At 46.4% G+C, this 11,756-nt stretch carries 10 protein-coding genes and 1 pseudogene; all 11 read right to left on the bottom strand.

Translation table 11 applies throughout. From position 1 onward, the window contains the following. A partial coding sequence (locus B3180_RS09790; protein WP_286844279.1) for a 6-hydroxymethylpterin diphosphokinase MptE-like protein occupies nt 1-1,997 on the bottom strand: 1,997 nt, incomplete at its 3' end. 61 nt (nt 1,998-2,058) lie between these two features. Further along, nucleotides 2,059-2,361, bottom strand: a complete 303-nt coding sequence (locus tag B3180_RS09795; protein ID WP_271331618.1) for a hypothetical protein — start codon at nt 2,359-2,361, stop codon at nt 2,059-2,061. Between the two features lie 2 nt (nt 2,362-2,363). Continuing rightward, nucleotides 2,364-2,792, bottom strand: a complete 429-nt coding sequence (gene fliS / locus B3180_RS09800; protein ID WP_271331619.1) for a flagellar export chaperone FliS — start codon at nt 2,790-2,792, stop codon at nt 2,364-2,366. Nucleotides 2,793-2,810: 18 nt separating this feature from the next. Continuing rightward, a complete protein-coding gene (fliD, locus tag B3180_RS09805; RefSeq protein ID WP_271331620.1) occupies nt 2,811-4,208 on the bottom strand; it encodes a flagellar filament capping protein FliD in 1,398 nt (465 codons plus the stop codon). A gap of 23 nt (nt 4,209-4,231) precedes the next feature. Beyond that, entirely contained in the window at nt 4,232-4,633 is a 402-nt protein-coding gene (locus tag B3180_RS09810; protein WP_278358307.1) for a flagellar protein FlaG, read from the bottom strand. 182 nt (nt 4,634-4,815) lie between these two features. Then, a pseudogene (locus B3180_RS09815) lies at nt 4,816-5,774 on the bottom strand (flagellin). 229 nt (nt 5,775-6,003) lie between these two features. Next, nucleotides 6,004-7,212 (bottom strand): flagellar hook-associated protein FlgL, encoded by a 1,209-nt coding sequence (gene flgL / locus B3180_RS09820; RefSeq protein WP_222236676.1) that lies wholly within the window; start codon nt 7,210-7,212, stop codon nt 6,004-6,006. Nucleotides 7,213-7,226: 14 nt separating this feature from the next. Next, on the bottom strand, nt 7,227-9,236 hold the full coding sequence (gene flgK / locus B3180_RS09825) for a flagellar hook-associated protein FlgK (RefSeq protein WP_278358306.1): 2,010 nt from the start codon (nt 9,234-9,236) through the stop codon (nt 7,227-7,229). Between the two features lie 90 nt (nt 9,237-9,326). Next, nucleotides 9,327-10,304, bottom strand: a complete 978-nt coding sequence (gene flgJ / locus B3180_RS09830) for a flagellar assembly peptidoglycan hydrolase FlgJ (RefSeq protein ID WP_278358305.1) — start codon at nt 10,302-10,304, stop codon at nt 9,327-9,329. A 14-nt stretch (nt 10,305-10,318) separates the two neighbouring features. Further along, nucleotides 10,319-11,419, bottom strand: a complete 1,101-nt coding sequence (locus B3180_RS09835; RefSeq protein WP_278358304.1) for a flagellar basal body P-ring protein FlgI — start codon at nt 11,417-11,419, stop codon at nt 10,319-10,321. A gap of 10 nt (nt 11,420-11,429) precedes the next feature. After that, a partial coding sequence (locus B3180_RS09840; protein WP_286844284.1) for a flagellar basal body L-ring protein FlgH occupies nt 11,430-11,756 on the bottom strand: 327 nt, incomplete at its 5' end.

Here is an 11,756-nt window from a genome sequence, read left to right on the forward strand (position 1 = left end):
TCGATCCATAACGCCATTAACTCATGGAAAGCTTCCAGACAATCAGCCTCTTCGTTTCTACTAAACAAGACCGACAACATTGGGCAATGAAAGTATAAGAGTTCGCCGGATAACATATGGTAAATGTATTCATATTCGGTTTTCGAGTACGCCTTCAGGTAATTTGATTGACGTCGCAGTATATCCGTTGCTTGTGAGCGAGACTGAATCGGTCTTTCACCAATTTCAATCAAGTCGTCACAAATTTCAGAAAACACTTTGAAATCCATTCGCTCTTCAAAGTCATCAACTTGTATATTTTCGAACTGCTGTTCTTTTATGAACTGGATAACATCGGTTTTTCTGGCTGTCTGGAACTCCGGCAAGACCAATTCTGGGCGAAGTGGCAGAGCATGCTCGACATAAGCGCCGTTAGACACGTTATAACACTCAACAGACTTCAGGTTAGGCATGCCCAGCAAGCGCCCCATCTGCTGCGACGAAATAGCAAGCAAATTAGTGCTTCTGACCTTACCACCAAAATTACCTTTTAACTCAACCTTAGCTTCGTGCTGAACAACCTTTTTCAAGTTCCCCTTATAATAATCACTGTGCTTAGAGTGATGTTGTCCATCGGCAGCATAACCGTTATCAACACCAAACATATAAAGTTGCTTAAAGCCCAAGCTTACAGCGTAGGATAAAGCAGCATTGGATACCATAGGATTACTAAAAGGAAGCCCGGTAACGCCTTTACGCAACTTTTCCAGCATGCACTTATTCAAAAATGCAGTGGCTGCTTCCGTTCCTTTTCCTGCCATTCCCACCCAGTTGTAGAGCTTAGTAACCTCCGGATAAATCAATGTCATGGTTAACAAGTTAACTTGCTCATACCCCTGCTCAGGCTGGGTGTTAACAAGCGCTTCATAGGTGCTATAGGGGCGCTCCACCAAGGTATGGAAGTCAGGAGTTATCCCGTTCTTCATGAGCGTCTGCAGCGCGGTACCCGCAGCAATAATTATCGCTTCATCCTGAGTTTCTTTTATAAAATCAATGGAGGCATCCAGAGATGGTCCATTACCCACAATGTAGATAGGATAACGAGCATAACGCTGGCTGGTAAATGCTGACCTTGCCAACATATTAAAACCACGCTCTGCGTTTATAACCGTATGCGCCAGTCCCGTTGTTGCGTCATTATAAAACCCATAGCCTCCATGAATTTCAAATAACCGATCAACAAACTGCTTAATCAACTCATTCACTGACGGGGTATCAAAATGACGGTATAGAAAGCACTTTGTCAAAGAGTAAGCACCAACTTCCTTACTGACCGAGTAAAGATCGTCAATAAAGTTCTGGTAACTAGCTCCTAAATGAAATACCAGTACGCCCCTATGCTCATTGACTTGTTCAAGCACTGCGGCCCAGTCAGTACAGAACAGGCTAAGGTAGAAGTGTTCGAATTCTGGCTCTACTATGTAGATGTAATCAAATTTTACCCGGCTAACCAGTTTAGGAATGTGATACCCCAAACCCAATCCAAAAACCACGGCTGTAGGGAAATACTCGCCAATAGATGTCAGTTTCTCGGGCTCGCCCAACTCTTCGATCACACCGCCTAATTGCCTTACATAACGAACGTGTACCCGCTCATCGCTCTCCGAGGCGCTGGCAAATTTAGAGAAATCAATATGATTAACCTGAGGCGTGCTTAACTGACGATTAACCTGCTCTTCAACTTGAGCCTCAGGATCATCGCCATATATTGGAACTCCGGAAGAACGCTCACGAATATTGCCAAGTCCAGTCTTAGTAACAAATAGCTCTAAAGGATTATCTGACTGAAACGCTTCGATGGAATCAGCAACCTGAGGATAGTATTCACGAAATGCCTGTAAGTTTTTTACAAATCGTTGCTCTGCGTGTTGTGCAAACTGCTGCTCGCGTTCAGATAATTGTTTTAGAGTTTCTACAGAGCTAAGGAGTTGGGCAAGTTGTTCTTCTATTGACTTCATGCTGAGTCTTACTAACGGGTTATAGCACCAAGCGTACGATGAAAAGCACGTTTACGCAACGTCATTCAGGCTCGATATCTTGATAATTACGGATGGTTTTTTTGCCAGTATTTAACTTCGTAAGAGCCTGCTGAGCTTCCTTACGTTCATGCTCAAACCTTTTTTTCTGCTCATCTAACGCCCGTTGAAAACTGAGGATCGTCTTCCCTTTTTCTTCGTACGTCAGATTATCATTATTCATTACTCCCGAGACCTTCTCAGGCAAGCACTGCATAATTGCTGAACACTCTTGTTCGCTAAGCCCTTCCTCTTTAAGTTTAAGAAGAAGCTGCTCTAGCGAGAGACTACTGAAGTCTTCTGACATTCTTACAGGCCACTCGCTTGAGCTTGCTCTAATTGACTAACAGCAACCGTGCGATCTGACATTGGAATAGCATCCCATGCGGATTTTATCTCTTTTAGCAGACCACTTACTTCATCCAAAACGTTTACGTCTTTACTTATAGAAGCATCAGCCAGTCTTTCGGTCATGTATAAATACAAGTCATTCAGGTTTTCAGCAACACTGCCGCCAACATCCATTTCAAGACTGGCTCTTAACGACTCAATAATTGCTAAGGCTTTACTAATATAGACACTCTTGTTCTCCAGGTCGTCACGCTGAATAGCGCCTTTTGCATAGCTGATATTTTCAATTGCACCGCCCATCAGCATTTGCACCAATTGATAAGGGTCTGCGCCCGCGACCCGAGCTCTTAGTGAACCCTGAGTGTAACCTTTTAATTTCTTATTCATTTCTACTCCTCCAACGCTTTATGAATCTTTACCACCAAACCCTGGTAGATTTGATAGCTGCGCTGATAAATATTGCTGTGTGCTTTGCATTTGAGCCAACATAACATCTAACCCCGTGTACTTTTCACGAAGTCGTGCCTCTAGTTGGTCCATACGGTATGAATGCCGTTCACGGTCATCGTCCAGACGATCAAGGTTCTCATTTAAGGCTTTTTCACGGAAAGAAATAGAACCGGTCGAATTAATGTAGTTATCCATTAACCCTTCAAATTGCTTCGCAAACCCGCCTGTACCAGAAAATACACTGGCTACAGAATCAAGATCCTGATCAAGTGCTTCGTCGAAGCTTCTTACGACATTGGTTTTCTCTAGCTTACCCTCATCATTGAGGCTTAAACCGATATCGAAGAGTGTCTCAAAGTCACCGGCATTATTAACTTTAGCTGATAATGTACTAACCATCTGACGTTGCAAACCTCGCATGGTCGCATCTGCCTGCAACGGCTGACCGGTATCGGTCGCTTTATCCATGATGTCGACTACAGCGTTATAGCTTTTTATGAATTCATCAACTAGCTTCGTAACACCTTCGCGATCACGGCCAATATCAACCGAGGCTGACTCACCGGCTTCGCTAACAGCTTCAGCTGTCACTGTTGACCCTTGAATCACGTCAGTAAAAGTATTGGTACTATTGGTTGCGACAATACCGTCAATGACAATCTCAGCATCTGTAGCTTCATCACCCGCGGCAATAGTCATGCCGCCCGCACCACCGCCATTAGCCACTGTCGACAAGGCATCAAGCTCAGCATTATCGTTAGTGACTTCTAAATCGTTACCAGCGCCAGTTATCTCTGAACTATAAACCAGCTTCGCTTCGGTTCCTGTATTTATAATGTTAGCAGTTACACCAATATTGTCCGTTGAATTATTAACGGCTTGTCGAATATCTTCGAGAGTCGCATTGGCATCAACAGCGACAGAAAAGCTTTCCGCGCCAGCGCCAAAGGTTAGAGTGCTTGCCTGCGAGGTGATAACCTGCTCAGAAGAGGTAAAGGCTCCGGCAGTGGAAACAGCACGAGACCCCTGAGCTAATTGATTAACCGCAATATCAAAATTCCCAGAAGTTGCATCTGTTCCTGCAGAAAACGAAATAATATCGCCAGATGCTGGTTGCGTAACCGTTGCTGTACGCTTTGCAAACTCGTCAGGGTCGGCAAGCTTTCCTAAAACATCATCCAGCTTAGAGAGGGCTGACTTAACCGCTCCTAACGCAGAAAGCTCAGTCGAATAGCGCTGCTCTGCGCGTGCAAACTGTGCTTGCTTAGGTTGATTAGTCGCAGCAACCGTCGATCGAATAATCGATTCCAGATCTAAACCAGAACCTACACCTGCGGAAGAAAATAAAGGCATAGTCGTTCTCCTCTCTTGCTACATTAAATTTGCTGGTCGAGTAAAATACCCGTACGCTCTGAGTTCTTATCGGCCATTTCATCCAAAGCTTTAGAAAGTTTCACTACCAGCTCGGATGGAATTTGGCGAATCATCTCACCGCTATCTCTATCGACCACTTGAACAACCGGTGGTTCACCGCGCTCTTCAATAACAAACTGAAGGCTGGTACTACGAATTGCATCGGATTGATTCATTTCTTCTACAACCTCAGCCACCGACTTTTCACTGGCCTTAGCCTCAGTTTGCTTCTCTTGCCCTTCTTGTTTCACTTGTTGAACCGTGTCAATAACCTTTTCTTTCTTTTCAACAACTGGAGAAGGCGTGGTTCTATCGGTTGAAACATTATAAGCAAGCTGAGAGCTTTCAAGTTTAAGTTCAGCCATAATGATCACCATTACTTTGTTTATACTATTTAAGCACACATACGCACTTAAAACACTTATCCATGTTTGTTATCGGCTGACCTTAATAGAAACTTTAGTTTTTTATTGTACTTTTTTTAGACATAAAAAAACCGGAGCCAAAGCTCCGGTTTTTAAGCGTAAACTGATTATCTCTGAAGAGATTATCCAAGCAGCTGTAGAGCCGCCTGTGGACGCTGGTTAGCCTGCGCAAGGATAGTCTGAGAAGCCTGCTGCAGAATCTGAGCCTGAGTCAGTTTTGCAGTTTCAGCGGCAAAGTCAGCGTCTTTAATACGTGATTTTGCTTCGCTCAAGTTTTCAGAAACGTTACCCTGGTTACGAATCGTTGACTGGAAACGGTTCTGAGTAGCACCCAGTTCAGCACGTTTCTTATCAACAACCGCAATCATTGAGTCCATACCCGCTAAAACAACCTGTGCGTTAGCTTCTGATGTAACAGAGATATTACCTGAAGCAAACATGCCCGCGAAAGTCGCGTTATCGGCGTCAGCAGCGTAAACAGAACCAACAATTGTTGAAACCTGGTCACCTGTAACAGTAGATGCTGCACCTGCAATACCTGACAGAGTAAAGCCGCCATTTGCAGAAATATCGTTACCTGCAGCAGTACCACCAACCTGAGTCATGGTGATGCCGATAGTCTGGTTAGCATCAGCGCCAACCTGGAAGTTCGCTTCATAAGTACCGTCAAGCAGTTCTGGCCACCGAACGTGGTGTCACTTGCAATACGGTTAACTTCGGTCATCAGGGCATCAATTTCTTCCTGGATTGCAACACGGTCTTCGTCAGTGTTAGAACCGTTAGAAGCTTGCTGCGCCAAAGTACGAACGCGCTGGAAAGTATTGGTAATTTCGTCCAATGCACCTTCAGCTGTTTGCGCCAAAGAGATACCGTCGTTAGCGTTACGGTTACCTTGGTTAAGGCCGTCAATCTGTGAACCTAAGCGGTTTGAGATTTGCAGACCTGCAGCATCATCTGCTGCGCTGTTGATACGGAAGCCTGACGACAAACGTTCGAATGCCTGGTCAAGCGAGTTACCTGAGCTGATCAGCTGACGCTGTGCGTTCAATGAGCTGACGTTAGTATTTACATATAAAGGCATAATAATGCTCCTCAGTTTCTGGCCTAAGCTTGGATTCAATCGTTGTTGCCAAGCTGGAGGAAGTGTTCGGCTTCGTGTTTCGCCTGGTTAAAATTTCCTCTCACAAAGGGTATCGGCAGGAGTTTGGGGAGCTTTAATCTTTTTTTGAAAAATTTTTAGATTTTTTTAGCCTGACAATTATGTCAGCTGAAATCAGCGACCTGACGTTAACGTCAGGTCGCAGGGGGGGTTAGATATAGTCAAACAAACTTAAACGACTCACCCGGGAAAATACCTGTTGGGCGGCTGAGTAAATTGTTTCGTTTTTAATGAGGTCAGTCACTGCTGTCGAATAATCAACGTCTGCAATATCTGAGCGTGCTTTCTTATTAATAATCTCAATATCTGCATTACTTAGCTTGGAGCTCTCCAGAACATTTAAACGAGCGCCGACTTTTGCCTGAGTATCCGTAAGACTTGAAATTGCATCATCGAAAGAATCTAAAGAAGAGGCAATTTCCTCACGGAAAAAACCTTTATCTTCAGGACCGGAGTTTTCCAGCGCATTTGCCAAATCAGCTACCTGAGTCACCAAGTTTCTAGACACCGGTTCACCAATGTCAAAATCAATAACGTCACCGTTAGCAACATCATTGGTTGTTTCAATTTCAACACCATTGTAGGTAATGGTATCGCCTGGATTATAAGGTACAGCCGCCTGTACTACGTTGCCGCCACCATCAAGAACATCGTATGTTCCGGCACCAAACTGAATGCTTGCAGATTGAGTGTCAGGATCCCCGGCATCCCAATAATTGGCAAGCGCTTCTCTATCAGCAGCTTTTAAACTCTTAACCAGGTTATCTCCTGCAGTGAAGTCTATATCGACACGCTTGGATAACCCGTTGAACACTTTACTGCCCGGGTCACCTGCCGGAAGATACAGGCTGGGTGATAACTGAATTTTTCGTTGCCCATCATCGCTGCGGTAAGAGTAAGACTCGGATGCGTTATCGTATTCCATTGGTTGAATACGGTTTTGATAGCCAGCAAAAATGTATTCACCGGCTTCGTCCTGAGCATTAGTGAAGTCAAACAAGGCCTGTTCAATATTTCGCAGTTCAAGCGCAACAGCCTCCCGGTTTTCAGCTGACAAACTGCCGTTCCCTGCCTGAACAGCTAAGGTACGAGCGCGCTGCACATAGTCAACCATATTAGACAGTACGCTCTCTTCACGGCGCAGATTATTCTCCAGCGTTACTGAGTTACGGTCAAACTGCGCATTTTGCGCGAGCTTTTCATCCAGAGCCAACACCTGTGAATTACCGATCGGGTCATCCGCCGGGCTCAGAATACGGGTTTGTTTCGTCAACTGCAGTTGCACCTTGTCCAGTCGAGACTGAGACGTTGTCAGGCTGTCCTGGGCTCGCTGATAAAATAAACTGGTACTTAATCTCATCTTATCTCACCTCTTTAACCTAACGAACGCAGCAGCGTATCGAAAATGGTCTGCGATGTAGTAATAATACGCGCGGACGCAGTATAAGCCTGCTGATACTGAATCAAATTAGCCGCTTCTTCTTCCAGGTTCACACCTGACTGTGACTCATACAAAGCTTCGGTTTGGCCCTTAATTGCTTCAGCTGATTCACGCAATACGCGATTCTGGCTCACCTTACTACCAACATCCGACACCAAACGACCATAACTTTCATTAAAGGTCATAGTCGGTTCAAAGTCTTCCGCACCGTCACGGCGTACAAGTTGTTGGCGTTGCAGATCAGACAGTTCCTGGCCATTACTGTTGTCATCAAAGCCGTTGAGGTTGTATTCCATTTCATAAGAATCCCCTACAGCAGGTTCTCCGTTTATATCTACATCGTAATCCGGGTCAGCTAAGCCTGCTTGCGCTAGAACTCCGTCTAGATCGGTTGTTCCTGTAACCGTACCTAAACTGGTGCCATCTTTAGCAAAAACTTCCAGGTCATACGCGTTACCTGTCTTGCCCGTTATTTCTATGCGCGCCGGAGCACTGTCCAGCAATGTATTATTGGCTGTATCGTAGTAGTCGTCGGGGGTGTTAATAGCACTCAGTTCAATACTGGCAGCGCCTTGGTTATCCATGCCGTCTTTCACACGAACAGGACTCGCAAGCGCAATATCCTCGGGCCGGCGAACCGCTAAACTGATTTCAGAAGCCGCACTCTCTGCTGGTTTTACTAAAAATTTATCTCCGGCGTTTGCTGTATTCGCAACATTTAAAGAAATACCATACTCAACAATGTCAGCACTACCGGCGGTTAAAGTACCGGTAACAACATCAGCACCGTCCAGAGGTTTGCCCTGAGCGTCCACAGCCACAACTTCGTAATCTGTTGCGCTGGTCATTGTCACCTGCAGGTTTTCAGAAGGAAAGGATTCACTGTTACCTTCTAACACCAGCGCAGTTACTTCAGCATTGCCGGTATTTTCGTCGTATGCCAGACCGGAGGCTTCAGTCAAAGACAAGTCAAAGAGCTTACGTCCCAATTGATTATCAAGGTCCATACCTTTTTGGTTCTGAGTATTAAGGCTATCAGCAATACGCACAGCCAACTGGCCTAAACGTCTCTGAGTTGGCATTAAAGTTTCATCTCGGTACTCGAGGTAACCGCCTACCTGACCACCAACTTCATCAACCGGCACTAAGAATTCGCTTTTACTGCCACCACCATGTTCTTTCTGAAGCATAAACTCCAGACGCTCAGTGTTAGGATTATTCTTAACCGCTACTGAATTAAATCGCCCATCTTCCAGGACTAAAGGTTGCCCATTTTTCAGGTGCACACTTAAACCGCCATTGTCACGTTCGATGACACTGAACTGAACCAGCTCGGCCAGCTTACGCAGCTCTTCGTCTCGCTGGTTCATCAGCGCGTTGGTATCACCATTGGCATTACTGCCGCCCTGTGAAGCAAAAATCCGTTCGTTCAGGCTACCAATATTCTCAGCGATAGAATTAATGCGATCCGTAGACAACTTGAGGCGGTCATTAATGATATCTTTTTGGTCATTCAGATAACCGGAAAAGTCATTGAACTTAGTCACCATTGCATCGGCATCGGCCAAAATAAGCTGACGAGCCGTTACTGACCCTGGATCATTATTAGCGTCTTGCAGCGTATTGAAGAAATTTTCAATACTGGATGACACGTTAGTTGTACTGTCACCTAGCAAAGTATCGAGCTGTTCTGCCTGCTGAAGGTTAGCTTCATAATAGCTAACTTTGGAAATGTCGGTACGTAGTTGTCGGTTGGCGAACTCATCAATCATTCTCTGCACACGAACACGCTCAAGCCCGCCGTAAGAAGACTCAAGGTATTCTGTACGCTCTCGCACGTAGCTTGGCGTATTTGCATTGTTAATGTTTTGACCGGTCGTCTGCAGGCTACGCTGGTGTGCCAGTATCCCGTTTTTACCGAGTTGTAATAAGTCAAAACTCATCGATGATTCTCCAGTTACTCTGTGACCGTTATCGGCACCGAGCGAATATTATTTAGCCAACACGGCAATTTTTTGCCGCCTACTGCATTGCTAAATCTCGTTATCTGCAAAAGCCGGATTGTTTAACACCGACTGAATCTTTTGTGCGTACTGCGGGTCGGTCGCGTAACCGGCGTCCTGCAGTGCTTGCGTATACTGTTTCGGGTCATCAGCGACTTTCAGTGCCTGTTGGTAACGCGGATGCTCTTTTATAAAGTTTACGTAGTCTTGCAAGCTCTGTTCCACGTTAGCGTAGGATCGAAACGCAGCGCGTTCTTTGCGAGCCACCTCACCGTCAAACTCCAGGGTGCTGACATGAGACTTATCGCCTTCCCAGCGTGTATCCGCTTTAATGTTGAACAGGTTGTTACTGGAACCGCCGTGACGCCCTGGTACCAACCGCTTGCCCCAGCCAGTTTCCAGTGCCGCCTGCGCCATCAGAACATCCGGATTTAAACCGGCTTCTTTGGCTATTTTCTCGGCATGAGGTTTTAGCGCAGCAATAAAGCTTTGCGGGGAATTAAAAGTCGCATCGCCATCGCTCAGCTTGGCGGTATTCACTCGCTGATTCCCGTAATACAGACCGGCATCAATACCGCCCTGGTCACTGACTTTCTGCGAGGCATTGCTCATGTCTGCGCGGTTCTTCATGCGTGGGTCGTCAAGGTTCGCGCCATTGCGATTCATTGACGCCGGAACATAACTGTCGTCACCGCCTAACTGCTTTACCATCAACTCAGCCAAGCCCAGTGTGCCCTGGCTAGACAGTTCTGAAGTAAGCTGCTGGTCATACATATCGCGGTACATATTGGTGTAACGGTTATCAAGTAAGTTGTCTTTCTCAAACACGGCGTTGGCCTTCCGCATACTGCCCATCACCATATTCAGAAATATGGCTTCAAACTGCTGCGCGGCTTCCATCAAGGCTTCTTTGTCATCGGGCTTGAACGCACGCTTCCGCAGCCCATCCAGGCTGTGGGTATCCATGGCGTGCTGCGCTTGCTTTAGATGAGAGTCTGAAACCGTCATAGTTTAAACCGCCGCTAGATTACAATAAGCTCGCCAGATAACGCACCGGCTTGTTTCAATGCTTCCAGGACAGCAATCATGTCGCTGGGAGCAGCCCCAATTTGATTCACTGCGCGAACCAAATCATTCAGGGTGGTTCCGGGCTCGAAAACAAACATACGGGCATCATCCTGATTGACGTCAATTATCGACTGGGGTGTAACAACAGTCTCTCCCTGACCAAAGGGGTTTGGCTGATCCACATTCACGTTCTCGGCAATGGTCACCTGCATGTTGCCGTGTGCAACGGCTGCAGGGCGCAGTTCAACATTCTGACCAACCACAATAGTCCCTGTACGCGAGTTCACAATAATTTTCGCGGCCGCCGAGGCTTGTTGTACTTCCAGGTTTTCCAGTGTCGACATGTAGCTAACCCGCTGATTCATATCTCGAGGCGCTCTTACCCGAACAGAAGTTGCGTCTACTGCCTGAGCCGTGCCTTCGCCAACTAAGCCGTTGATGGTTTCTGCCATACGCTTGGCTGTCGTAAAGTCTGACTGGTGCAGGTTAAAGGTAAAGTAATCGGAAGAACCAAAACCGGACAGAACCTCACGCTCAACGACGCCACCATTCGGAATTCGACCGACCGTCGGCGTGTTAATAACAATACGGGAACCATCATTACCTTCGGCGCCTAAGCCGCCCACAATTAGGCTGCCCTGCGCAACCGCATAAACTTCACCATTGGCACCTTTCAAAAAGGTTTGTAACAAAGTACCGCCGGTCAAACTGTCTGCGCTACCTACAGAAGAAACCGTCACATCAATCTTTTGACCGGGTTTAGCAAAAGCCGGTAAGTTGGAATGCACAGCAACGGCCGCCACATTATCAATTTTGGGTCGTTCATTAGCGGGAATATTAATGCCGAAATTACCCAGCATGGTGCGGAATGTCTGATCGGTAAACGGCGTCTGTTCACCCGTTCCCGGTAAACCGACTACCAGACCATAACCAATAAGTTGGTTGTCACGAATGCCCTGAACCGACGCAATATCTTTTATGCGTGAAGCCTGTACCGGAGCAACCAGCATTGACATCAGGCTGACCAAAAGTGCAATGAATTTAACCGTTCTCATGCCTTACTCCTTAGAATGGCCATACTGGGCTGTTGAAGAACCGAGTTAACCAACCCTGCTCCTGAACTTGCGCCAGACTGCCTGTACCCGAGTACTCTATGCGCGCGTTCGCCACGCGAGTGGATGGGATCTGGTTAGCTGCAGTAATATCCTGAGGCCGGATCATACCGGTTAAACGAATGTACTCGTCGCCGGTATTAATTCGCATCCACTTTTCACCCCGAACAATTAAATTACCGTTTGGCAGTACTTTGATAACCGTAACGGTAATCTCACCGTTAAGCTGATTACTCTGATCAGAGCTTCCGTCACCGCTGAAGTTTCTGGTGCCATTTAC

It is taken from the genome of Idiomarina sp. UBA4206 (genome assembly GCF_002383015.1).
GTDB lineage: Bacteria > Pseudomonadota > Gammaproteobacteria > Enterobacterales > Alteromonadaceae > Idiomarina > Idiomarina abyssalis.

What these genes read in the sequence shown, in the direction of transcription:
- flgK (WP_278358306.1), bottom strand. Translation starts at nt 9,236, where the DNA reads ATGAGTTTTGACTTATTACAACTCGGTAAAAACGGGATACTGGCACAC.
- flgJ (WP_278358305.1), bottom strand. Translation starts at nt 10,304, where the DNA reads ATGACGGTTTCAGACTCTCATCTAAAGCAAGCGCAGCACGCCATGGAT.
- flgL (WP_222236676.1), bottom strand. Translation starts at nt 7,212, where the DNA reads ATGAGATTAAGTACCAGTTTATTTTATCAGCGAGCCCAGGACAGCCTG.
- fliS (WP_271331619.1), bottom strand. Translation starts at nt 2,792, where the DNA reads ATGAATAAGAAATTAAAAGGTTACACTCAGGGTTCACTAAGAGCTCGG.
- B3180_RS09810 (WP_278358307.1), bottom strand. Translation starts at nt 4,633, where the DNA reads ATGGCTGAACTTAAACTTGAAAGCTCTCAGCTTGCTTATAATGTTTCA.
- B3180_RS09795 (WP_271331618.1), bottom strand. Translation starts at nt 2,361, where the DNA reads ATGTCAGAAGACTTCAGTAGTCTCTCGCTAGAGCAGCTTCTTCTTAAA.
- B3180_RS09835 (WP_278358304.1), bottom strand. Translation starts at nt 11,419, where the DNA reads ATGAGAACGGTTAAATTCATTGCACTTTTGGTCAGCCTGATGTCAATG.
- fliD (WP_271331620.1), bottom strand. Translation starts at nt 4,208, where the DNA reads ATGCCTTTATTTTCTTCCGCAGGTGTAGGTTCTGGTTTAGATCTGGAA.